Genomic DNA, 22,871 nt, shown 5'->3' on the forward strand with positions numbered 1-22,871 from the left:
CATCGCAAGCAAACAAAGGAACAGGTATGCGCCGCCTTGCCATGGCCCTGATCATCGCCGCACCGCTGCCAGCCCTTGCCGCGCCCATTGAAGTGACGCGCTTTTCCAAGCCCGATACGGTGACGCGCCTGGGCCGGGGCGCAGTGGCGGTGGTATCCGTCAGCGCCGGCGCCGAAGGCGATCCGCAAAGCCTGGCCGATCAGCCATGGCTGCTGGCGGTTCAGCGCGAACTGGCGGCAATGGGTTTTGGCGCGGCGACGCCCGGCGCGGCCGACGTGGTGGCCGAAGTGCGCGTGCAGCGCGAGACGGAAACGCGCCAGGGCGGCAACGGCCCGGTCAGCCTGGGCCTTGGCGGGGCGACCGGCGGGCGCGGTGGCGGCGTCGGCATGGGGCTGGGTTTCAATTTGGGCGGCGGGCCGCGCCGGCGCGATACGACCTGGCTGCGCGTGGTGCTGCGCGATCGGGCCAGTGGCGATCCGCTGTGGGAAGGGCGCGCGGAAAACAGCGAGAAAGCCGGATCGTCCGCCGCTTCGGCCGATGTTCTGGCGCCGCGCATGGCCCGGGCGCTGTTTAAGGGCTTTCCCGGCAAGTCGGGCGATACTATCTCGGTCAGATGACATCATCTTCACCCGCTTCCGTTTCGCCGATCCTGATCAATGCCGCGTTCGATGCCGGGAACATCGAGGTTCTGTCGATCGACGGCGCCCGCGCCACGCTGGCGATCCGCCGCGACAACCAGTCGGAGTTCGCGCAGTGGTTCTACTTTCGCGTCAGCGGCATCGCGGGGCGCGAGCTTGACCTGGCGATAACCGGCCTCAATGCCTCGGCCTATCCGGATGGCTGGCCTGGCTATTCCGCCTGCGTTTCGGAAGACCGCCAGGAATGGACCCGCGCCGAATCGAACTTCGACCGGGCGCGCGAAGGCGGCACGCTGCATATCCGCTACCGCCCGGCGGGCGACCAGGCATGGTTTGCGTATTTCACACCCTATTCGCTCGAATGCCACAACGATCTGGTAAGCGAAGCCGCGGCGAGCCCGGGGGTGAGCCATCGCGTCCTGGGCCTGTCGCTCGACGGGCAGCCGATCGATTGCCTGACGCTGGGCACGGGCGCGCGCCAGGTGTGGCTCTATGCCCGGCAGCATCCGGGCGAAACCATGGCGGAATGGTGGATCGAGGGCGCCATCGACATGCTGACCGATCCGGCCGACCCGCATGCCCGCGCGCTCCGCCAGGCCTGCACGTTTCACATCGTGCCCAACTGCAATCCCGATGGCAGCGTGCGCGGCCACCTGCGCACCAACGCGGCAGGCGTCAACCTCAACCGAGAATGGCACGAACCGAGCCCGCAACGTTCGCCCGAAGTGCTGGCGATCCGCGATGCGATGGATGCAACCGGCGTTGATTTCGCGATCGACGTGCATGGCGACGAGGCGATCCCCGCCGTGTTCCTGGCCGGGTTCGAAGGCATTCCCGGCCTTACGCCCGGGCAATCGGAAGGATACCGGCGTTATCGCGCCATTCTCGACAGGCGCAGCCCCGATTTCCAGGTCCGGCGCGGTTATCCCGAAAGCCAGCCCGGGCAGGGCAATCTCAACATGTCGACCAACCAGCTGGCACAGCGCTTTGGTGCGGTAGCGATGACACTGGAAATGCCGTTCAAGGACAATGCCGATTTGCCCGATCCGGTCTATGGCTGGAGTGCGGAGCGCAGCAAGTTGCTGGCCCGCGAATGCCTGGCAGCGCTGTGGGAATGGCTTCAGCCGTAACCGGCACAAGGGGCCGCGCGCCGATCGAGATCACCAGCCTTTACGACCCGTTAACTGTTGCGGGCGCAGACAGGCACCATGGTCTGCAGCCTGCCTCTTTCGCTTGCACTTTCCGCGCTTCCGGCCCGCGCCCGGCAGGCGTTGGCCGGCCTGCCGGTGCTGGGATGCGCGCTGGCGCTGATCTGCGCGGGGCGCGCCCTCCCGTTCTGAGCTTCATGACGGTCGATGCCGCGGCCGTCATGGACGCTGCCGTTTCAAGCTACTCGCCCTGCCAGCCTTCCAGCAGATCGCGGAATTCATCGGCGTGGTGTTCTTCCTGGGCCAGGATGCCTTCCAGCAACGTGCGCGTCGTGGGATCACGATCGCCGACATAGGCAATGAGTTCGCGATAGGCCTCGACGGCAATGCGCTCGGCAATCAGGTCTTCCCTGACCATGTCCTTGAGCGTCTTGCCCACCTGGTATTCGGCATGGCTGCGCGCGGTGAGCGTGGCGGGATCGAGATCGGGTTCGCCGCCCAGTTGCACGATGCGCTCGGCCAGCTTGTCGGCGTGCGCGCGCTCTTCATTGGCATGTTCGAGGAAATGGGCCTTTACGGGCTCGGACACCAGGCCTTCGGCGGTGTAATAATGCCGCATGTAACGCAGCACGCAGACCCATTCGGTGGCCAGGGCCTTGTTGAGATGAGCGATGATGACGTCGCGGTCCTGCGGAAACGACCGGGTGACAGGTCCGTCGCCGATCCCCTCCCGCGCCTGCGCCCGCAGTGTGGCCGTATCGGTAAAGGCGGCTTCGGCGTCGGCCGGGATGGTGGCGGGCTTGTCGATGCTGGCAGTGGCCATGAAACACGCTCCTGCAAAAATGATCTGGCAGGGCGCGCACGGCCCCGCCTGGACAATGCGCCCAGAACTTCGGGGCGCGGACATGGGGGCAAATGATCGGGCGGCCCGGCGGTTCCATTGCCCGTCGTGCCGGGGCGGCTCGATCGGCGTCCTGCCGTGAACGGCTGCCCTCCGGTTGGGCTTTCCCTCAAGGCAGGGGCTGCTATAGGCCCCTGACGATGGACCTTGTGACGACTCCGCTGCGCATGCCCGCCGATTGGCGCGATTTCTTTGCGCTGACCAAGCCGCGCGTGATGACGCTGGTGATCTTCACCGGCCTGTGCGGCCTGCTCGCCGCGCCTGGCGAGCTTCATCCCGTGCTGGCTTTCACGGCGATCCTGTGCATTGCCGTGGGGGCGGGCGGGGCCGCCGCGCTCAACCAGTGGTGGGAAGCCGATCTCGATGCCGGGATGAAGCGCACGGCCAAGCGGCCCCTGCCCGCCGGGCGGATGGACCGCGAATCGGCACGCGATTTCGGCTTTGCCCTGGCCGGCGGTGCGGTGGTGGTGATGGGCCTGGCAATCGGGTGGCTCGCCGCCGTGATCCTGGCGGTTTCGATCTTCTATTACGCCTGGGTCTATACCGTCTGGCTCAAGCCGCGCACGCCGCAGAACATCGTCATCGGTGGCGGCGCCGGCGCGTTTCCCCCGCTGATCGGCTGGGTGGCGGTGACCGGGCATATCGGCTGGATGCCGGTGATTCTGTTTCTGATCATCTTTTTCTGGACCCCGCCGCACTTCTGGTCACTCGCCCTTTTCGTGCAGACCGATTACGCCAAGGTCGGCATTCCGATGCTGCCGGTGGTTGCCGGAGAGCAGGCAACGCGCCGCCAGATCCTGCTCTATACGGTGCTGCTGGTGCCACTCAGCCTTTTGCCGTGGGCGCTGGGCGGTGCGGGGGTAGTCTATGGTGGGGCGGCCGCCGCGCTGGGGCTGGTCTTTGTTCTGCTCGCCCTGCGCGTGGGCCTCCGGCAAAGCGGGCCGGACGATGCGATGAAGCCGGAACGGCAGCTTTTCGCCTATTCCGTGCTCTATTTGTTTGCCTTGTTCGGCGCCCTGGTGCTGGACCGGTTTGCCGGCCTTCACAACTGGGCCTGAGAGGAGAGACACGGTGAGCGAAACGCCGGACAAGTTGGACCTGCAAGCTTTCCGCGCGCGGCAGAAGGCGCGCAACCGGGCACTGGGGCTGCTGCTCGGTGCGCTGGTCGTGTTGTTCTTTGCCATCACGATCGCCAAGCTGGGCATTCAGGCGGCGCACCGGCACGACAGCGCGCAGCAGCCGGTGCAGGAATAAGGAGCCGGAACGATGGCGACGGCCACTCCCGATATTGCCCGCGCCAATCGCAAGGTCGGTCTGATCGCGGCCGGCGTGGCCCTGGGCATGCTGGGCCTGGGCTATGCCGCGGTGCCGCTCTATCGCATGTTCTGCCAGGCTACGGGGTTTGCCGGCACGACCCAGCGCGCCACGGCGCAGCAGGCGGCCGCCGTCAAGGCCACCCTGCGCCCGATCACCATCCGCTTCGATGCCAACGTGGCGCCGGGCCTGCCCTGGACTTTCAAGCCCGAGCAGGTGACCCAGGACGGCCGAATCGGCGAGCGCAAGATCGCCTTCTTCACGGCGCGCAACAATTCCGACCAGCCGATCGTGGGCCGGGCGGTGTTCAACGTCACGCCCGAACAGACCGGTGCCTATTTCCACAAGATACAGTGTTTCTGCTTCAATTATCAGAAGCTTGAACCGGGCCAGGAAGTGCGCATGCCGGTGGTCTATTATGTCGACCCGGCGATGCTGGACGATGCCAACGCGCGCGACGTGCCCGAAATCACGCTGAGCTATACGTTCAACAAGGCCGCAAATTGACTGGACCGGGCCACCCGCGCCCGATAGACATGGCCGCCACGATGCCGTTGGCGTCCCGTTGCCGCAAGGCGCGCGGATGCCGGGTAAGCCTTTGGGGGAAGTAGACGATCATGGCTGGTGCCAAGAACCACGATTATCACATCCTGCCGCCCGATATCTGGCCATTGATGGGCGCGATGTCTGCCCTGGTGATGACCAGCGGCGGCGTGCTGTTCATGCACAAGATGGCCGGGGGCATGCAGATCATGCTGCTGGGCCTTCTGGGCGTGCTGCTCACCATGTTCTCGTGGTGGGGCAAAATCATCAAGGAAGCCCATGCGGGCGATCATACCCCGGTGGTGCAGCTTCACCAGCGCTATGGCATGATCCTGTTCATCGCGTCGGAAGTGATGTTCTTCGTCGGCTGGTTCTGGGCCTTCTTCGATTTCGCGTTGTTTCCCAGCAAGGTCAACACCGAGGTGATCGGCGGCGTGTGGCCGCCCAAGGCGATCGAAGCCGTCATCAACGCGTTCGATCTGCCGCTGCTCAACACGCTGATCCTGCTGTGTTCGGGCACGACGCTGACCTGGGCGCACCATTCGCTGATCCATGGTGACCGCAAGAGCCTCAAGCAGGGGCTTATCGCCACGATCCTGCTCGGCCTGCTGTTCACGGCGATCCAGGCTTTCGAATATATCCACGCGCCGTTTCCCTTCGGCAAGAACACCTATGGCTCGGCGTTCTTCATGGCCACGGGGTTCCACGGCTTTCACGTGATCATCGGCACGATCTTCCTGATCGTGTGCTGGATTCGCGCCGAACGCGGCGATTTCACGCCGCGCCAGCATTTCGGCCTGGAAGCGGCGGCTTGGTATTGGCACTTCGTCGACGTGGTCTGGCTGTTCCTGTTCGTGGCGATCTACGTCTGGGGCAACTGGGGCGCGGTGATCGAATGACCGCTGCTTTGCAGGCTTGAAGAAGGGGGCGCCTTCCGCCGTGGAAGGCGCCCCTTTTCATGATCGCGCTACCGCAGCAGCCCGCCCAGCAACCCCCGCGCAAAGCGGCCCAGGGTTTCCCCGCCGATGCTCGTCGCGATCGAGCCGACCATAGCCGTCACCCCCGTGGCGACGGGCGAGGCGCGCGAGTTTCTGCCGGCGATCTGCGCCGCGATCATCGCGCCGGCAGATGAAGCGACGGCGCCGGCGGCGGCCTTACCGGCCCGGCCCCATAGCGTGGGCGAGCGGCGCGGTTGGGCACGCTGGGCCGCGTCTCCCTCTTCCTCCACCACCTGCGCCGCTGCAGCCGCGTCGGCCGCTTTGCGCGCGAGGACTTCGGCCGCGCTGTCGCGGTTCATGGCGGTATCGTATTTGCCGGCAAACGGGCTGGCCGCCTGGATCGCGGTGCGTTCCGCCGGGCTGACCGGGCCAAGGCGCGAGCGGGGCGGGGCGATCAGTGTGCGGGCCACCACGCCCGGCGCGCCTTCGGCATCGAGCGTGGACACCAGCGCTTCGCCCACTTTCAGTTCGGTAATGGCCTGCGCCACGTCGAGATCGGGATTGATGCGAAACGTTTCGGCTGCGGCGCGGATGGCCTTCTGATCGCGCGGGGTGAAAGCGCGCAGGGCGTGCTGCACGCGGTTGCCCAACTGGCCTGCCACCTTCTCGGGAATGTCGATCGGGTTCTGGGTGACGAAATAGACGCCTACCCCTTTGGAGCGGACAAGGCGCACCACCTGCTCCACTTTGTCCATCAAGGCATCGGGGGCATCGTCGAACAGGAGGTGCGCCTCGTCAAAGAAGAACACCAGGCAGGGCTTTTCCGGATCGCCCACTTCGGGCAGCGCTTCGAACAGTTCGGACAGAAGCCAGAGCAGGAACGTGGCATAGAGCTTGGGGCTCTGCATCAGTCTGTCGGCTGCCAGGACATTGACCATGCCACGCCCGTTTTCGTCCAGATGGAGGAAATCGTGGATCTCAAAGGCCGGTTCGCCGAAGAAGCGATCCGCCCCCTGGCTCTCCAGCCCCAGCAACTGGCGCTGGATCGCGCCGACGCTGGCCCTGGTGACGTTGCCATATCGCGTGGCAAGCTGGCCGGCGTTTTCGGCGCAGGCGGCCAGCACGGCCTGAAGATCGGCCAGGTCCACCAGCAGCAGGCCGTTGTCGTCGGCATAGCGGAACGCGATCGTCAGCACGCCTTCCTGCGTTTCGTTTAGGCCCATCAACCGGGCAAGCAGCAGCGGCCCCATTTCCGAGATCGTGGTGCGAATCGGGTGGCCCTGCTCGCCGTAAAGGTCCCAGAACACGGCCGGGTTATCGGCATAGGCATAGTCCTCCAGCCCCAGGTCCCTGGCGCGTTGTTCGAGGGTGGCGGCATGCTTGAACGTGGGGCTGCCCGGCATGGCGATGCCGGCAAGATCGCCTTTCACGTCGGCCACGAACACCGGCACGCCGGCGCGGCTGAACTGTTCGGCCATGCCCTGCAAAGTGACGGTCTTGCCCGTCCCGGTGGCCCCGGCCACCAGCCCGTGGCGGTTGGCCCGGTGCAACAGCAGCACTTCGCGTTCGCCCTTGGCACCCAGCCCCAGGAAAATCTCGTCCATCGCCCTCTTTCTCGTTCGCTTGCCGCCCTGTCTAGGCGGCGGCGCGATTGCCCGCGAGGGCTTTTTGCATCCGCATCGGCTTGCCGCTATGGCCGCGCGATGAGCGCTGCGCCTTTCCTGCTGCTTGACGATGCCCGCGAAAGTGCTGCCGGCCCGGCCCGGCTGTATGAGGCGCCGCAGGAAATCGTGGTGGCGCGCCGCCCCGACGAGGTTGCGCCCGCCCTGGCGCGGATCGGATCGGTCCCGGGGTGGTGGGCGGGCGCGCTCGCCTATGAAGCGGGGCTGGCACTCGAGCCGCGGCTGATGCCCCGCGCGGCGGCGCGCAGCGGCGCGGGCGGGCCGCTCGTATGGTTTGCCCGCTTTGCCCGGATGACGCGCCTCGACAGCGGCGATGTTGCAGCCTGGCTTGCGCGCGAAGCGGGCGGCGGTGGCGCGCGGCTGGGTCCGCTTGGCCCCGCGCAAGGCCCGGGTGCCTATGCCCGCGCTTTTGCCCGCGTACAGGAGGCGATCCGCGACGGCGATATCTATCAGGCCAATCTCACGCTTCGGCTGGCCGGATCGTGGCAGGGCGATCCCCTGGCGATCTATGCCATGCTGCGCGGCAACGCCCGTGCCGGCCATGGCGCGGTGCTGTGGGACGGATCGCACTGGCATCTGTCGGTCTCGCCCGAGCTGTTCTTCGAATGGCGCGGCGACCGGGTGACGGTGCGCCCGATGAAAGGCACCGCCGCGCGCGGGCAGACCCCGCAGCAGGATGCCGCGCGCAAGACCGCACTTGCCGCCAATGCCAAGGATCGTGCCGAAAACCTGATGATCGTCGATCTGATGCGCAACGATCTCTCGCGCGTGGCGGTGCCGGGCACGGTGAAAGTGCACGATCCCTTTGCGGTGGAGACCTATCCGACCGTACACCAGATGGTGACCACGGTGACCGCGCAGACGCGGCCAGGCGCAAGTGTGGCCGATGTGCTGCGCGCGATCTTTCCCTGCGGATCGATCACCGGCGCGCCCAAGATCCGCGCCATGGAATGGATCGACATGACCGAGCGCGATGCGCGCGGGCTCTATTGCGGATCGATCGGCCATATCGACGTGCCGGGGGACGATGCAGATGCCGACACCCAGGGCCAGCGCGCCGATGTGCCAAGGGCTGGAAGCGCCGCGTTCAATGTGGCAATCCGCACTGTGCGCCTGGTGCCAGATCATCCCGGCGCGGCCGGGGGGCGGGCGACCATGGGGGTCGGTTCGGCCGTGGTCGCGGATTCGGCGATGCTGGGCGAATGGCGCGAATGCTTGGTAAAGGGGGATTTCTTGCGCCTGAACGCCGGCAGTGCCGATCTGATCGAAACCATGGCGTTCAATCCGGCGACGGGCATAGCCCTGCTCGAGCGGCATCTCGAACGGATGAAGCAAAGCGCGCTGGCGCTGGGCTTTGCCTTTGATCGCCACGCCTTGCGCAATGCCATTCATGCGCTGTGTTTCGATCTCGACGCGCCGGCCAAAGTGCGGCTGGTGCTGGCCAAGAGCGGTGCCCATGCGCTGGAAGCAGCGCCACTGCCCGCGCCGTTTGCGACGCCCGTGGCCTGCGCCGTGCTGCCGCTGCCCGTGGCCGAAGGCGACTGGCGGCTGCGCCACAAGAGCAGCGATCGCGGATTTTACGAGGCGGGCCTTGCTGCGGCGTGCCGGGCCGGTGCGCAAGAGGCCCTGTTGCGCCGCGACGACGGGCTGCTGACCGAAGGGTGCTTTACCAGCCTGTTCGTGGAGCGCGATGGCCTGCTGGTGACGCCCCGCGCGGACCTGGGGCTGCTGCCCGGCGTACTGCGCGCGCAATTGCTCGACGAAGGCCGGGCCATCGAAGGCGAAATCCGCCTTGAAGACCTGACGCACGGCTTTTTCATCGGCAATGCCGTGCGCGGGCTCAGCCCCGCGCGCCTGCTCGACAGCCGGCCCGGGCCGGGCTGAACCATGGCCGACAGCCAGACCGTCAGCGCCGCCTTGCGCCGCATTGCCCCGTCGCCCACCAACGCGATGACCGATCGCGCCATCGCGTTGCGTGCGGCCGGGTGCGACATCATCTCGCTCTCGGTGGGCGAACCCGATTTTGCCACGCCGCCCCACGTGATTGCCGCGGCCAAGGCGGCACTCGATGCGGGGCAGACGCGCTATACCGCGGTGGCAGGGACGCAGGCGCTGCGCGAGGCGGCCGCTCTCCATTTCCGCCGCGATCTGGGCATCGCGGTGCCGCCGGCGCAGGTAATCGTGACCGCGGGCGGCAAGCAGGCCATTTTCGAAGCACTGCTGGCAACGCTCGATCCGGGCGATGCCGTATTGATCCCTTCGCCCTGGTGGGTCAGCTATCCCGAAATCGTGCGCTTCGCCGGGGCCGACGTTGTCGCTCTGCCGACCACGGCCAAAGGGGGCTTTCGCATCACCCCGGCGCAACTGGAAGCGGCGATCACCCCGGCCACGCGCTGGCTGCTGCTCAACAGCCCCGGCAACCCCACGGGGGCCACCTATCCGCCGGCGGAACTGCGCGCGCTGGGCGCGGTGCTGCGCCGCTTTCCGCGCGTGCTCGTGCTGTCGGACGATATCTATGCCCCGCTGCGCTATGGCGAGGGGCGCCATGCCACGCTCGGCGTGGAATGCCCCGATCTTGCCGAGCGCATCCTCACCGTGTCGGGGGTGTCCAAAAGCCATGCGATGACCGGTTTCCGCATCGGCGTTTCGGCCGGGCCGGCATGGCTGATCGAGGCGATGGCCAAGCTGCAATCGCACAATTCGGGCAATCCCTGCGCCATCGCCCAGGCCGCCGCCACTGCCGCGCTGGCCGGGCCGCAAGACTTCCTGGCCGGCTGGCGCGATCGGTTTCGCGCGCGACGCGACACCGTGGTGGCGGCGATCAATGCCATCCCCGGCCTTTCCACGCCCGTGCCCGATGGCGCATTCTATTGCATGATCGATGCCGCGCCGCTGATGGGCCGCTTCGGCAATGACGAGGCCCTGGCCCTGCATCTGCTGGAACATGGCGTGGCGGTGGTGGCGGCGTCCGCATTTGGCGGCGGGCCGGGCTTTCGCGTCTCGTTCGCGGCAGACGATGCCATGCTGGACGAAGCCTTGCGGCGGATCGCGGCTGCGCTGCTGTAAAGCAATGGGCCGCTTGCCGCGCGCCGATTTCGCGCGCAAGGGATCGGCATGCTAGATCTGCCCATCCTGTTCGAAGACGGCGAAGCGCTGGTTATCAACAAGCTTGCCGGCTTGCCGCTCGACCGGCCGCGCGCGGGCGGCCTTTCGCTCGAAGACCGGCTCGACGATCTGAAGCTGGGCTTCCAGCGCCCGCCCGTGCCCGTGCACCGGCTGGATCGCGATACCTCGGGCTGCCTGCTGCTGGCGCGCAATCCCAAGGCGCTGAAACGCTTTGCCGCCGCCTTTGAAGCGCGCGAGGTGGAAAAGGTCTATTGGGGCGTGGTGGCCGGCGAGGTGGACGGCACGGCCGGAACCATCGCGCTGAACCTGGCGAAGATTTCCAGCGCGGCGGCCGGCTGGCGCATGATCCCGGCCAAAAAAGGCAAGCCGGCGGTGACGCACTGGCGCGTGCTGGCGCGCCTTCCCGGACGGACGCTGGTGGAATTCCGACTGGAAACCGGACGCACGCACCAGGTGCGCGTCCATGCTTTGGCCGGTCTGGGCGCGCCGTTGCTGGGCGATCCGGTCTATGGCGACGGCAAAGGCGCGCCGCGCACGCTGCTCCATGCCCTGCGCCTGGTCGTGCCGCGCCAGGGCAAGGCGCCGGTCATCGCCGAAGCGCCGGTGCCGGCCGATATTGCCGGGCTGGGCTTTGTGCCATGAACGATTCGCCCGAGGCTATCGTGGCCCGGGCCCTGAGCCTGGTGGAGGAAAGCTTTATCGCCGCGGCCGGGCCGGGCGGGCAGAACGTCAACAAAGTGGCGACGGCCGTGCAACTGCGCATCGACGTGTTTGCCCTGCGCCTGGCGCCGGCGGTGTTTCACCGCCTCAAGGCGCTGGCGGGCAGCAAGTTCACCGCCAAAGGCGAGATCGTGCTGACCGCGCGCCGTTTCCGCACGCAGGAGGCCAACCGCGAAGACGCTCGCGCCCGCCTCGCCGAATTGCTGCGCGAGGCTTGCCGCCTGCCCGAAAAGCGCGCGAAATCGCGGCTCAACCGCGTGGGCAAGGCCGAGCGTCTGCAAGGCAAGAAGATCAGGGGCGCGGTCAAGGCCGGGCGCGGCAAAGTGCGGCTGGATTAGCGAAACATGTTCTCCGTCACCCCCGAATCAGGCGCGGGGTGACGGGGGTGGCCGCTGGTCACACCATGTCCTGCGGCCGCACCAGGCGATCGAAGGTCGCTTCGTCGACCAGGCCCAGGGCGAGCCCCGCTTCGCGCAGGGTAAGGCCCGCGGCATGGGCATGCTTGGCAATTGCGGCGGCGTTGTCATAGCCGATTTCGGGCGCCAGGGCGGTGACCAGCATCAGCGAGCGATCGACCAGTTCGGCAATGCGCCGGGTGTTGGGCGCGATGCCGGCCACGCAGCGCAGGGCAAAGCTTTCCATGCCCACGGCCAGAAGGTGGACGCTGCGCAGCACCGCAGCCCCGACCATCGGCTTGAACACGTTGAGCTCCAGGTGCCCCTGCAGGCCGCCCACCGTCACGGCCTGATGGTTGCCGATCACCTGGGCCGCCACCATCGTCAGCATCTCGCACTGCGTGGGATTGACTTTGCCCGGCATGATCGAGCTGCCCGGTTCGTTGGCCGGCAGGTCGATCTCGCCCAGGCCCGAGCGGGGGCCGGAACCGAGCAAGCGGATATCGTTGGCGATCTTGGTCAATGCCACGGCCAGCGTTGCCAGCGTTGCCGAAAACTGCACCAGCGCATCGTTGCTGGCCAGCGCTTCGAACCGGTTGGGTGCTGGGGAGAACGCATGGCCCGTCAGGCTGGTCAGCTCGGCCGCCATCGCTTCGGCAAAGCCTTCGGGCGCATTGAGGCCGGTGCCGACCGCCGTGCCGCCCTGGGCCAGGCGCAAGAGGTGCTGCTCGGCCTGGCCCAGGCGCATGCGGGCGTCGCGCAGCTGCTGGACATAGCCGGAAAATTCCTGGCCCAGTGTCAAGGGCGTGGCATCCTGCAGGTGGGTGCGGCCGATCTTGACGATGCCGGCCCAGTCGCGCGCGGCCGAATCGAGCGTGTCGGTCAGCAGATCGAGCGCCGGCAGCAGATCGCGGTTGAACGCGATCACCGCCGCCACGTGAAGCGCGGTGGGAAAGCTGTCGTTCGACGACTGCCCCCGGTTGACGTGGTCGTTGGGATGGACCGGGCTCTTGCCGCCGCGGGTGCCGGCCAGGGCTTCGTTGGCACGGCCGGCGATCACTTCATTGACGTTCATGTTGGTCTGCGTGCCGCTGCCGGTCTGCCAGATCACCAGCGGGAACTGGTCGTCGTGCTGGCCGGCCGCCACTTCGGCCGCGGCGTGTTCGATGGCGTCGGCCAGCGTCCCGTCAAGGCCGTGGGCACGGTTGACGGTGGCGGCGGCGTGTTTGATCAGCGCTAGCGCGTGGATCACGCCGATCGGCATGCGCTCTTGCGCGGCGAACGGGAAATTCTCGATCGAGCGCTGGGTCTGCGCACCCCAATAGGCCGTGCCGGGCACGGCGATCGTGCCGATGCTGTCGCTTTCGATGCGGTCGGTCATGCCGGGGTCCTTTCGCAGCGCCGCGGCGGTGCTGACCCCGGCTGTGTCACAATGGTTGATGCAAAGCGGGCTGATGTAAAGCAGGCTGGCGCAAACCAGGCTGGGGCAGGGCGGCCTGCTGGGTCAGGATCGAAAGCGCGGCATGCAGCCCGCGTTCGGCCAGGCGATCGACCGCCACTTCGGGGGGAATGCCGAGCTGGATGGCCAGATCGCCGATCGCCGTGGCCATGTCGATGAATTCCAGCAGGTGTTCGCGGGCCGCGCGCGGTTCCGCCGATGGGCAAAAGCCCTGCTGCACAATCATGCCCTCGTTCCTGCCGTTGTTGCCATGCGCAGCCTAGCAGGGAGACAGCGCAAACGGTTTTAAGGCCGGTCATAGGCATTTTGCGGAGCAACCTTACGCGAGACGGACCGGCGACGGATCGCCATGAAGCGCGATCAGGCGCTGCCGCGCCCGTGCCCGGGCCTCGATAAACCGTGCTTCCACCGCGCTTTCGGCTTGGCCCGCCTGCACCGCGATCATGGTTAGCGCCGCGGCAAGACCTTGGTCCACCATGCGATCGAGCACCGGGCGCGGGTGGAGGCCGCTTGCGCCGGCAAGGGCCTTGAGCGCCTGAGCCATTTCCGTGAATTCGAATGCCGTCAGCCGGGCGGATTCGTATTCCGCCTTGCGCAACAGCGCGTTTCGCAGATCAAATGCCATGACCGCCACTCCTTGTGCGCAAACACGATCCACGCAAGAGATGGATGTACAGGAGATGGCGCGGGTCTTGTCGCGCGGCAAGAGCGCATCGCGCTAATGGGGAGTAAGGATCGGCGATGGGCATGGCCATGGGCACCAGCGAAATCTTCCTGATTGCCTTGACGATCATTCTGGCGGTGCCGTGGCTGGTCTGGCGATTGCTCGATCGCGACGATCATGCGCCGCTGGTGGTGGTGCAGATCGTTGGCGGCATCCTGCTCGGGCCGGGGGTGCTCGGCGCGGCCTATCCGGCCTATTACAGCTTCGTGTTCAATCCCCAGGTGATCGCCGCGCTCAATGGCGTTGCCTGGTGGGCGGTGAGCTTGTTCGTCTTCATCGCCGGCGTTGAACTCGACCTGGCCGACGCCTGGGGCAATGCCCGCGAAACGCTGATCACCGCTTCCTGCGCGCTGCTGGCGCCGCTTTTGCTGGGCGCGCTGGCGGCGGCCGCGTTGCTTTCCGCCCCCGGATGGCTTGGCGCGAAAGGCAGTTTGGGCCAGGGCATTGCCGGCATCGGCATGGCCTGCGCCGTCACCGCGCTGCCGATCCTTGTTCTCCTGATGGAAAAGCTGGGAATTTTCCGCGCGCCGCTGGGCCAGCGCCTGCTGCGCTATGCCAGTATCGACGACGTGGCGATCTGGGGCGTTCTGTCGCTGATCCTGCTCGACTGGCAGCGGATCGGGCGCCAGGGCCTGTTCCTGCTGGGCTTCTGCCTTGCTGCCTGGGCCTGTCGCCGCCTGATGGCGCGCGTGCGGGAAGACGACCGCTGGCATCTCGCGCTGATCTGGTTGGCGGCGGTCGGCTTTGCCGCGGATTGGTCGGGCCTGCATTTCATGGTCGGCGCGTTCCTGGCCGGGGCCGTGCTCGAAGCGCGCTGGTTCGAACAGGGGCGGCGCGACGCGTTCCGCCATTTCCTGCTGCTGGCGGTCATGCCGGTGTTCTTCCTGTCCACCGGCCTGCGTACGCAATGGGGCCAGGTAGGGGGCCTGGGCCTGCCTGCCGTGGCAGGTGCGGCGCTGCTGCTGCTGGCGGCTTCGGTGGCCGGCAAGCTGATCGGCGTCCACCTGGCCGGGCGGCTGCTGGGCTGGAAGCGGGGCGAAGCCGGCGTCATCGGCTGGATGCTGCAAACCAAGGCGCTGATCATGATCATTTTCGTCAACGTGCTGCTCGACAAGCAGATCATCACTGCCGAAGCGTTTACCGCGCTGCTGCTGATGGCGGTGATGAGCACGATGCTGACCATGCCGATCGTCCGCCCCCGGCTGAAAAAGCTGGCAATGGCAGAGGCTTGACGATCTGCGGCCGGCACGCTTGCCGGGGTGGCGGGCGCGGGGCCGATCTGCCATAGGCGGCGAGTGACCGCCGTTCTGCCTGAATCGCCTGCGCCGCTAATGCCTGACCTGGAGCCGGCGCGCCGCCGCCTGGCGCAGGTTTTCGGGTTTTCCGGTTTTCGCGGGGTTCAGGACCAGGTGGTCGGCCGTGTGCTCGCGGGCCTGTCCACGCTGGCGGTGATGCCTACCGGTGCCGGCAAATCGCTGACGTATCAATTGCCGGCGGTAATGCTGCCGGGCACTTGCGTGGTGGTTTCGCCGCTTATCGCCCTGATGCACGATCAACTGCGCAGCGCGACCGCCAACGGCATCCGCGCGGCCGCGCTGACCAGCGTCGATACCGACCGTGACCGCACGATCGAGCGGTTTCGCAACGGTGATCTCGATCTGCTATACGTGGCGCCGGAACGGGCGAGCCAGCCCCATTTCCGCGAATTGCTGGCCAAGGCTCCGCTGGCGCTTTTCGCTATCGACGAGGCGCACTGCGTTTCGGAGTGGGGCCATGATTTCCGTCCCGACTATCGCCTGTTGCGCCCGCTGATGGATGCCTTTGCGCAGGTGCCGCGCCTGGCCTTGACGGCCACGGCCGACCGCCACACGCGCGCCGATATTCTGGAGCAGTTGGGCATTGCCCGCGACGGATTGATCGTCGCCGGATTCGATCGACCCAATATCCAGTACCGCATTGCCCCGCGCGACAATCCCTTGCGCCAACTGAGCCGGTTCGTCGCGGAGAATCCCGGCCCCGGCGTGGTCTATGCGCCCACCCGCGCCCAGGTGGAAAAGCTTGCCGCGCAACTGGGCGCCGGCGGACGGCGCGTTTTGCCCTATCACGCCGGGCTGCCGGCCGAAGTGCGCGCGGCCAACCAGGAAGCCTTCGTTGCCAGCGAGGACATGGTCATCGTCGCCACGGTGGCCTTCGGCATGGGCATCGACAAGCCCGACGTGCGGTTTGTGGCCCATGCCGGCCTGCCCAAATCGATCGAAGGCTATTATCAGGAAACCGGCCGCGCCGGCCGCGATGGCGATCCGGCGGTGGCGCTGCTGCTGTGGGGCGCCGATGATTTCGCCCGCGCGCGCCACCGCCTTGCCGAAGTGGAGGAAGCCCGCCGCCAGGGCGAGCGCGCCCGGCTAGAAGCGCTGGCGGGCCTTGTCGAGACCGCCGCCTGCCGCCGTGCCGTGCTGCTGCGCCATTTTGGCGAAGATCCCCCCGCAGCGTGCGGCAACTGCGACAATTGCCTCGATCCGCCCGGCCGGACCGACGCCACCGAACTGGCGCAGAAGCTGCTTTCGGCGGTCTATCGCACCGGGCAGAGCTATGGCCTGGCGCATCTGGAAAAAGTGCTGACGGGCGTGGCTGACGAGCGTGTCGTCGCCCGGGGCCATGATGCGCTTTCGGTGTTCGGGATCGTGCCGACAGACCAGGCGCCGCTGCTCAAGGCCCTGGCGCGGGCACTGTTGGCGCGCGGCAGCTTGGTGCCGACCGAACATGGCGGGCTGGCCCTGGGCGGCGATGCCAAAGCCATTCTCAAAGGCCAGGCGGGCGTGCAGGTTGTCCTGCCGCCGGCGCAGGAACGTGGCGGGCGCCGCCGGGGCAAAAGCGGCAATGCCGCCGCGCTCAACCCGGTGGGCGACCCGCTGTTCGACGCGCTGCGCGCGCTGCGCCGCGAAATCGCCCAGCAGGCCAATGTGCCCCCCTATGTCGTGTTCCACGATGCGGTGCTGCGCGAAATGGCCGCGATCCGGCCCCGGTCGCTGACCGACCTCGCGGCTATCAGCGGCGTTGGCACACGCAAGCGCGATGCCTATGGCGCGCGCTTCCTGGCGGTTATCCACAGCCATGGGCAGAACGCGTAATGGGGAATCCGGTTGGCTATGGAACCTAAAGAGCCCGTCAACCATTTTTCGTTAGGTTGCCTCGATTGGATGGGGAACCGAGCGTGGATGTCATGTTGACCGAGATGGAAACACGGCTGAGCCGGCACCGCATCGTGCGGGGGCGCCTGATGCTGCTGTGCATGGCCGTGCTGGCGGCAATCCCCGCGGGCGCGCTGCTCGCGCAGAATGCGCCGACGGCCAGGGCTTCCGCGCCGTTCACCGTGGTGGAAACCGGCCAGGGCTTCGATCGCCTGCAGGATGCCATCAATGCCCTGGGGCAAGGGGATGGCACGATCCGCGTGGCGCCCGGAACCTGGCGCGATTGCGGGGTGCAGCCCTATGGCAACGTGACCTATGTGGCCGCCGTTCCCGGCCAGTCGATCTTCGATGGCAAAGTGTGCGAAGAGAAAGCCGCGCTCGTCATGCGCGGGCAATCGATGCGCGTGGAAGGCCTGGTATTCCAGAACATGCGTGCGTTCGATGCGAACGGGGCTGGCATACGCCTGGAACGCGGTGACCTGACCGTACGCGAAGCCTGGTTTCGCGATAGCGAGCAGGGCATCCTTTCGGCCAACTATCCGTCGGGACACGTGCTGATCGAGCAATCGACCTTTACCCGGCTGGGCCGCTGCGACCGGGGCCTGTCCTGCGCGCATTCGGTCTATTTCGGCGACGAGGCCACAGTGGTAATCCGCCGCAGCCGGTTCGAACAGGGCACAGGCGGGCATTATGTGAAAAGCCACGCGGCGCGGATCGAAGTGACCGATTCGAGTTTCGACGACAGCCGCGGCCGCACCACCAATTACATGATCGACCTGTCGATCGGCGCAACCGGGGTGATTTCCGGCAACTGGTTCGTGCAAGGGGCCGACAAGGAAAACTACAGCACGTTCATTGCCAATGCTGCCGAAGGCCACAAGCATAGCGCCGATGGGCTGACGATCGCCGGCAACACGGCCCGCCTGGCACCCGGCCTTTCGCGCCAGACGGTGTTCGTGGCCGACTGGTCGGGCGACAGGATCAACCTGGGGGCGAACGCGCTTGGTCCGGGCATTGCCCGGTTCGAACGGCGCTGATGCCCGGGTGCCGTGCCACGGCGCCGGCCGGCTCAGGCAAAGCTGGCGCTATTTCAGCAAGTGGCCCGTGCGATCGCGCTTGGTTTCCAGATAGCGGGCATTGTGGGGGTTTGCCGGCAATTGGTGGGCGACCCGTTCCAGCACGATGATGCCCAAGGCGGCCAGTGCGGCGACTTTGGCGGGATTGTTGGTCATCAGCCGAATCTGCCGCGCGCCGATCAGGTCCAGCATCCGGGCCGCCACGGGGAAATCGCGCGCTTCGGCGGGCAGGCCCAGACGCTCGTTGGCGTCGACCGTATCAAAGCCCTGATCCTGCAACTGATAGGCGCGCAACTTGTTGATCAGCCCGATGCCGCGCCCTTCCTGCCGCAGATAAAGCAGCACGCCCCAGCCCCCCCGTGCCGCTTCTGCCGCCATGCGCGCCAGGGCCGCTTGCAACTGGGGGCCGCAATCGCACTTGAGACTGCCGAGAATGTCGCCCGTCAGGCATTCGCTGTGCAGCCGGACGAGAGGCGCAATGCCGTTGTCCTGCTGCCCGATGATCAGGGCCACATGTTCGCGCAGATCGTCGCGCGCGCGGAAAGCGACGATTTCCGCTTCTTCGCAGGCATCGACCGGCAGGCGGGCGCGGGCCTGGATCGTCAGGTTGAGCGGATCGGCAAATGCGGCAACGTCGGCCGCGGCAACGGTTTCGGCGATATCGGCGCCGCTGGCGACCAGAAAGGCAGGCAGGATGCCGGCCAGGCGGGCCAGTTCCATTGCCGCCTGCGCGGCCTGTGGCGCAACGATCGCGCTGGCGCGGAACGGGCCGCGCAGGGGACTTGCCAGATCATGCGCGGGATCGGCGAGGTTGCGTGCCGCCGCCAAAGTGAACGGTTCGGGGCCGTGGATCAGCACCGGGGCATGGGGCAGGGCGGCATCGCGCTGGTTGGCCAGCTTGAGCGTTGCCGCGCGGGCCGCCGAAATCAGCATCTGCGCGGCAAAGAGGCCCGGCTGGGCAAAGCCCGTTTCCGCCGGCAGCAGCGCGAATGCGCCATCGGCATCGGTGACGCGAATGGCCCAGCCATGGCGCAAGGCATCGAGCGCGCGTGCCACGCGGCGCGTTGCCGCCGCCGGCATTGTCAAAGCGCGAACTCGGTGATCAGCGGGACGTGATCGGAAGGCTGTTCCCAGCGGCGGGTTTCTTCGACGAAACGATGGGAGATGGATTGCGGCGCAAGTTCGGGCGAGGCCCACATATGGTCGAGCCGCCGCCCCTGATCCTTCTGCCGCCAATAGGACCGGTACGACCACCACGAATAGTTGCGTTCCGGCGCGGGAATGTGCCGGCGGCCCAGATCGACCCAGCCATGGGCATCGGCAAAGCGTTGCAGCGATTCCACCTCGATCGGGGTGTGGCTGACCACCTTGAGCAAGGCCTTGTGGTCATAGACATCGTGCGGCAGCGGCGCGATGTTGAAATCGCCGACGATCAGGGTGGGGCGGTCGAGCGTGTCGGCCCATCGCGCCATGCGTTCGAGGAAATCGAGCTTCTGCGCGAACTTAGGATTGAGCGTGCGATCGGCAATGTCGCCGCCGGCGGGAATATAGACGTTTTCCAGAATCAGGCCCTGGCCCGCGCCGAGCAGCTCCACGCCCACGTGGCGGGCTTCGCCGTTATCCTGCCAATCGTGCCGGCTGTATTCGCGAAAAGGCAAACGGCTAAGCGTGGCAACGCCATGATAGCCTTTCTGCCCGTGAATGGCCCGGTGGGTGTAGCCGAGCGTCTCGAAAATCTCGTGCGGGAACAGCGGTTCGGCTACTTTGATTTCCTGCAGGCAAAGCACATCGGGCCGTTCGGCCTGCAGGAAGCGCACGACCTGATCGATGCGCAGGCGAACGGAATTGATGTTCCAGGTGGCGATCGAGACCATGTCACGCGCTTTACGTGGCCGCGTCGCGTGCAGCAAGGCCGATCGCACGGCGCTGCTGTCACGGCCTTCATACGAAAAACCCTCGGACCGGGGGCAATAGTCCGAGGGTTCCATGTGCGTTCGTCACGCGGTTGACGAGAGGATTGGTCAGACTGGGCAACAGGGGGGAAACCCGTCCTGTCCGTCTCGCCTGAAACCGTCCTAGGCGCTGCCCGCTTGCTGCCGCATGAACGAAGACCCAGGGTTTTTCGCAAATTGTCGCGGGCCGGCATACTGCAGTGACGAAGCGGTCATCCAGCGCGACCAATGCCCGTCAACGGCGGCCCTGGGGGCGCGGATCGTTGTAGCGAAACATGCTGGCCGGCACGGCAATGCCGTATTGCTGGTTGGACAGGCGAATGGTGGTGCGCTGATTCTGCGAATCGAGCGCGACCCAGCTGTCAAGCTCCAGGCCGCCGGGGGCACCGGGCTTGCGCACCATGATCAGCGTCAGCGTGCCATACTCGGGATGGCGCGGATCCTTCACTTCCAGGCTCAGCACGCCGGGATTGATAGTCGGCAGCAGCCGGGCATAGCGTGCCACGTCCTTGCTGGGGTTGAGCAGCGCGCCAAGCGGGCTGTTGCGGATGGGCCAGCGTGAAACCTGGCGGACCTCGTAATCGATTACGGTAAGGGCCGCGCCGTCCGACACGATCAGCAGCGGCACGCCGGGCTGATACTGGAAGCGGATCTTGCCGGGCCGCTGCAGCGTCAGCGTGCCGGTAAGACGCTGCCCGTTGCGATCGGTCTGCACGAAATCGGCGCGCATCGAAGATATCGCACGCAACGCGGCCACCGCCCGGTCCACGTCATCGGTGGGGGTAGTGGCGGCAGGGGACGGGGCAGCCATTGCCGGGAACAGGGCTGGCGACAGCGACAGCATCATCGCCGCGCCAGCGCTCAGGATCTTGGTCAGTCGGTTCATCGCCACTCCTTGCTACAGCGGCCTTGAACCGCCTGTGAACCTTCCGGTTCCAATAGGCAGACCAGCCAGTCAGGGCCACCAATGCAAAAGGGCCGGGTGTTACCCGGCCCTTTGCGGAACGGCAGAAGCGTCGTTCAGATCACTTGATCTTGGCTTCCTTGAATTCCACGTGCTTGCGCACCACTGGGTCGTACTTGCGGAACGACATCTTTTCCGTGGTGTTGCGCGGGTTCTTCTTGGTGACGTAGAAGAAGCCGGTATCGGCGGTCGAAACCAGGCGGATCTTGACGGTTGTGGGCTTTGCCATGGGCTTGTCCTGAATTCCTTCTAGGCGTCTGCGCGCCGCGTGCTCAAAACGAAACGGGCGGCGCGCGCCGCCCTGACAGGTGGCCGCCCATGCGGGAGGCCACTACGAAAGTCAAGCCTTTGCGAAAGCGAACGGGGCGCCAGGCCAATGGCCCGACGCCCCGCATGACGCGATCGCCAAAAGCGTCAGTGGCTGGTGTCGCCCGCCTTTTCCGCCGTTTCCTTGATCGAGGTCGCTTCGTCCTTACCCTGGGCGCGGACTTCGTCAGCCTTGCTGTTCAACTGGTCCGCCACGGCACCGGTGGCTTCGACAGCCTGCGTGTCGATAGCGTCGGCGGCAGCGTCAGACGATTCGGCAATCGCGTCAGCAGTCCTCTCGGCAGCGTTCTCCTGCTCGTTCTTGCAGGCGGCAAGGCCAAGGCCCAGCGCGAGGACGGGCAGCAGCAGCGCGTGTCTGGCGGTAAAGTTCATGACGGGCTCTCCCTGTTTTGATGCGTGGTGTTTCGCCGGACGGATGCTCAGCGCACCGAACCGCGACGGACCAGGTTAACGACCGCCAGCAGGATCAGCGCGCCCAGGAACGAAACGATCAGGCTGCCGGCCGAAATGCCTTCGGTGATGCTGCCGCCGCCGACCAGCGGGGTAAGCAGAAAGCCGCCCAGCAGCGCGCCGACGATGCCGACCACGATGTTGAGGAAAATGCCCTGCTGCGCATCGGTGCGCATGACGATGCTCGCCAGCCAGCCGAGAATGCCGCCGACGATAAGGAGAACGATAAGGCCCATGACGGTAAACCCCTTTGATTTGGTGCCACGAATGGCTGTCTGCCGGGGATAATTCGCCACAGGGGGGTTGGTTCCGCTTTTGCGACGGAACGTTGCGCCGCGGCCCTGCCGAAAAGCTGGTCAGAGGGCCGGGCGCAAGCTGGCACGCCGCCGTGCACCAGCAGCCGAACGCGCGCTCAGGCGCCCAGCAGCCACACCAGCGCGCCTGCGCCGACAACGATGCGATACCAGGCAAATGGCGCGAAACCGTGACGGCCGATATAAGTGACGAAACCCTTGATCACCACGAGCGAAACGACGAAGGACACCACGCTGCCCACGGCGATATCGGCCCACCCGACGCTGCTGGCCCCACTGGCCAAAGCGTCGCGATTGTCCCACAGCTGCTTGGCCGTGGCGCCGAACATGGTGGGCACGGCCAGGAAGAAGCTGAATTCGGCCGCCGTCTTGCGGTTGATGCCCATTGTCAGCGCGCCCATGATGGTCGAGGCCGAACGCGACATGCCCGGCACCATCGACAGGCATTGCATCACCCCCACCGCCAGCGCCTTGGACAAAGGCATACGGCCCACCGGCTGGTATTCCCCCTCGCGTGCCAGGCGCTCGATCAGGAGAATCAGCACCCCGCCCACGATCAGCGCCACGGCAACCACGGCCGGTGTTTCCATCAGCAGGTCGATCCTTTTCTTGAGCAGCACGCCAAGGATCGCCGAAGGAACGAACGCCACCAGCACATTGCGCACGAAATGCAGCGCTTCGGTCTCGGCCCGCAACGCGCCTCGGGCAACCTCGAGGAACGTGCGCCAGTAAAGCACCACCACCGCCATGATCGCCGGAAGCTGGATCACCACGTTGAACACTTCCCATTCCCCGGCTTTGAAGCCGAGCAGCTCGGTGGCGAGAATCAGGTGCCCGGTGGAAGAAACAGGAAGGAACTCGGTGAGGCCTTCGACGATGCCGAGAACGACGGCGGTAATGATGTGGCTGTCCATGGATCACCGACTTGCCGCAGCGCAGCACGGCTTTCAAGCGTTTCGATGCGGTGCCCAGATGGCAAATTGGTAACGTTCCCGAACTGGTAGCAACCCCT

At 66.4% G+C, this 22,871-nt stretch carries 25 protein-coding genes; 13 read left to right on the top strand and 12 right to left on the bottom strand.

The features are described 5' to 3' along the window. Nucleotides 1-26: 26 nt before the first annotated feature. Nucleotides 27-617: a DUF4136 domain-containing protein gene (locus tag AC3EDY_RS04410; protein WP_488571266.1), complete on the top strand. Its 591-nt coding sequence runs from the start codon at nt 27-29 to the stop codon at nt 615-617. Further along, the gene (locus tag AC3EDY_RS04415; protein ID WP_488571267.1) at nt 614-1,768 is read left to right on the top strand and encodes a M14 family metallopeptidase; all 1,155 of its coding nucleotides are present in this window, start codon (nt 614-616) and stop codon (nt 1,766-1,768) included. The genes AC3EDY_RS04410 and AC3EDY_RS04415 overlap by 4 nt, the downstream gene beginning before the upstream one ends. Nucleotides 1,769-2,027: 259 nt before the next feature. Here AC3EDY_RS04415 and AC3EDY_RS04420 read toward each other — a convergent pair whose 3' ends face one another. Further along, nucleotides 2,028-2,609 carry a ferritin-like domain-containing protein gene (locus AC3EDY_RS04420; protein WP_488571268.1) on the bottom strand — a complete coding sequence of 194 codons (582 nt, stop codon included), beginning with the start codon at nt 2,607-2,609 and terminating at the stop codon, nt 2,028-2,030. Between the two features lie 218 nt (nt 2,610-2,827). On the opposite strand from AC3EDY_RS04420, the gene AC3EDY_RS04425 reads away from it, so the two are divergent. The 4 genes from AC3EDY_RS04425 to AC3EDY_RS04440 all read left to right on the top strand — a co-directional run bounded on the left by AC3EDY_RS04425 (nt 2,828) and on the right by AC3EDY_RS04440 (nt 5,443). After that, a complete protein-coding gene (locus tag AC3EDY_RS04425; RefSeq protein ID WP_488571269.1) occupies nt 2,828-3,745 on the top strand; it encodes a heme o synthase in 918 nt (305 codons plus the stop codon). Nucleotides 3,746-3,758: 13 nt separating this feature from the next. After that, nucleotides 3,759-3,941 (top strand): hypothetical protein, encoded by a 183-nt coding sequence (locus AC3EDY_RS04430; protein ID WP_488571270.1) that lies wholly within the window; start codon nt 3,759-3,761, stop codon nt 3,939-3,941. 12 nt (nt 3,942-3,953) lie between these two features. Beyond that, complete coding sequence (locus tag AC3EDY_RS04435) at nt 3,954-4,508, top strand: cytochrome c oxidase assembly protein (protein ID WP_488571271.1); 555 nt, start codon at nt 3,954-3,956, stop codon at nt 4,506-4,508. 110 nt (nt 4,509-4,618) lie between these two features. Further along, a complete protein-coding gene (locus AC3EDY_RS04440) occupies nt 4,619-5,443 on the top strand; it encodes a cytochrome c oxidase subunit 3 (protein WP_488571272.1) in 825 nt (274 codons plus the stop codon). 68 nt (nt 5,444-5,511) lie between these two features. Here the strand turns inward: AC3EDY_RS04440 and AC3EDY_RS04445 are convergent, their stop codons facing one another. Continuing rightward, nucleotides 5,512-7,086, bottom strand: coding sequence for a helicase HerA-like domain-containing protein (locus AC3EDY_RS04445; RefSeq protein ID WP_488571273.1), 1,575 nt, complete (start codon nt 7,084-7,086; stop codon nt 5,512-5,514). A gap of 99 nt (nt 7,087-7,185) precedes the next feature. Here AC3EDY_RS04445 and pabB point away from each other — a divergent pair, with 99 nt between their 5' ends. From pabB to arfB, 4 genes are read left to right on the top strand one after another with little or no spacing between them, the layout of a single operon-like run. Next, a complete protein-coding gene (gene pabB, locus AC3EDY_RS04450) occupies nt 7,186-9,048 on the top strand; it encodes an aminodeoxychorismate synthase component I (RefSeq protein ID WP_488571274.1) in 1,863 nt (620 codons plus the stop codon). A gap of 3 nt (nt 9,049-9,051) precedes the next feature. Continuing rightward, complete coding sequence (locus tag AC3EDY_RS04455) at nt 9,052-10,230, top strand: pyridoxal phosphate-dependent aminotransferase (RefSeq protein ID WP_488571275.1); 1,179 nt, start codon at nt 9,052-9,054, stop codon at nt 10,228-10,230. A gap of 48 nt (nt 10,231-10,278) precedes the next feature. Beyond that, on the top strand, nt 10,279-10,932 hold the full coding sequence (locus AC3EDY_RS04460) for an RluA family pseudouridine synthase (RefSeq protein WP_488571276.1): 654 nt from the start codon (nt 10,279-10,281) through the stop codon (nt 10,930-10,932). Beyond that, entirely contained in the window at nt 10,929-11,348 is a 420-nt protein-coding gene (gene arfB / locus AC3EDY_RS04465) for an alternative ribosome rescue aminoacyl-tRNA hydrolase ArfB (RefSeq protein WP_488571277.1), read from the top strand. The genes AC3EDY_RS04460 and arfB overlap by 4 nt, the downstream gene beginning before the upstream one ends. Nucleotides 11,349-11,406: 58 nt before the next feature. Here the strand turns inward: arfB and fumC are convergent, their stop codons facing one another. The 3 genes from fumC to AC3EDY_RS04480 form a co-directional block, all read right to left on the bottom strand. Further along, complete coding sequence (gene fumC / locus AC3EDY_RS04470; protein WP_488571278.1) at nt 11,407-12,786, bottom strand: class II fumarate hydratase; 1,380 nt, start codon at nt 12,784-12,786, stop codon at nt 11,407-11,409. A gap of 46 nt (nt 12,787-12,832) precedes the next feature. Next, complete coding sequence (locus AC3EDY_RS04475; protein WP_488571279.1) at nt 12,833-13,090, bottom strand: hypothetical protein; 258 nt, start codon at nt 13,088-13,090, stop codon at nt 12,833-12,835. Between the two features lie 93 nt (nt 13,091-13,183). After that, nucleotides 13,184-13,489 carry a hypothetical protein gene (locus AC3EDY_RS04480; RefSeq protein ID WP_488571280.1) on the bottom strand — a complete coding sequence of 102 codons (306 nt, stop codon included), beginning with the start codon at nt 13,487-13,489 and terminating at the stop codon, nt 13,184-13,186. A gap of 128 nt (nt 13,490-13,617) precedes the next feature. Here AC3EDY_RS04480 and AC3EDY_RS04485 point away from each other — a divergent pair, with 128 nt between their 5' ends. The 3 genes from AC3EDY_RS04485 to AC3EDY_RS04495 all read left to right on the top strand — a co-directional run bounded on the left by AC3EDY_RS04485 (nt 13,618) and on the right by AC3EDY_RS04495 (nt 17,813). Beyond that, nucleotides 13,618-14,820: a cation:proton antiporter gene (locus AC3EDY_RS04485; protein ID WP_488571547.1), complete on the top strand. Its 1,203-nt coding sequence runs from the start codon at nt 13,618-13,620 to the stop codon at nt 14,818-14,820. A gap of 99 nt (nt 14,821-14,919) precedes the next feature. Further along, nucleotides 14,920-16,716 carry a DNA helicase RecQ gene (gene recQ, locus AC3EDY_RS04490; protein ID WP_488571281.1) on the top strand — a complete coding sequence of 599 codons (1,797 nt, stop codon included), beginning with the start codon at nt 14,920-14,922 and terminating at the stop codon, nt 16,714-16,716. 92 nt (nt 16,717-16,808) lie between these two features. Further along, the gene (locus AC3EDY_RS04495) at nt 16,809-17,813 is read left to right on the top strand and encodes a right-handed parallel beta-helix repeat-containing protein (RefSeq protein WP_488571548.1); all 1,005 of its coding nucleotides are present in this window, start codon (nt 16,809-16,811) and stop codon (nt 17,811-17,813) included. Between the two features lie 48 nt (nt 17,814-17,861). Here AC3EDY_RS04495 and ribA read toward each other — a convergent pair whose 3' ends face one another. The 7 genes from ribA to AC3EDY_RS04530 all read right to left on the bottom strand — a co-directional run bounded on the left by ribA (nt 17,862) and on the right by AC3EDY_RS04530 (nt 22,773). Continuing rightward, nucleotides 17,862-18,932 (bottom strand): GTP cyclohydrolase II, encoded by a 1,071-nt coding sequence (ribA, locus tag AC3EDY_RS04500; RefSeq protein WP_488571549.1) that lies wholly within the window; start codon nt 18,930-18,932, stop codon nt 17,862-17,864. A 2-nt stretch (nt 18,933-18,934) separates the two neighbouring features. After that, entirely contained in the window at nt 18,935-19,726 is a 792-nt protein-coding gene (locus AC3EDY_RS04505) for an exodeoxyribonuclease III (RefSeq protein ID WP_488571282.1), read from the bottom strand. A 313-nt stretch (nt 19,727-20,039) separates the two neighbouring features. Next, nucleotides 20,040-20,690 carry a LolA family protein gene (locus tag AC3EDY_RS04510; RefSeq protein WP_488571283.1) on the bottom strand — a complete coding sequence of 217 codons (651 nt, stop codon included), beginning with the start codon at nt 20,688-20,690 and terminating at the stop codon, nt 20,040-20,042. Between the two features lie 139 nt (nt 20,691-20,829). Beyond that, nucleotides 20,830-20,997, bottom strand: a complete 168-nt coding sequence (rpmG, locus tag AC3EDY_RS04515) for a 50S ribosomal protein L33 (RefSeq protein WP_054132393.1) — start codon at nt 20,995-20,997, stop codon at nt 20,830-20,832. A 185-nt stretch (nt 20,998-21,182) separates the two neighbouring features. Next, entirely contained in the window at nt 21,183-21,467 is a 285-nt protein-coding gene (locus AC3EDY_RS04520) for a hypothetical protein (RefSeq protein WP_488571284.1), read from the bottom strand. A 47-nt stretch (nt 21,468-21,514) separates the two neighbouring features. Beyond that, nucleotides 21,515-21,781: a GlsB/YeaQ/YmgE family stress response membrane protein gene (locus AC3EDY_RS04525; RefSeq protein ID WP_488571285.1), complete on the bottom strand. Its 267-nt coding sequence runs from the start codon at nt 21,779-21,781 to the stop codon at nt 21,515-21,517. A gap of 176 nt (nt 21,782-21,957) precedes the next feature. After that, a complete protein-coding gene (locus AC3EDY_RS04530; RefSeq protein WP_488571286.1) occupies nt 21,958-22,773 on the bottom strand; it encodes an undecaprenyl-diphosphate phosphatase in 816 nt (271 codons plus the stop codon). Nucleotides 22,774-22,871 lie beyond the last annotated feature (98 nt).

It is taken from the genome of Novosphingobium sp. DS6-6, assembly GCF_057784975.1.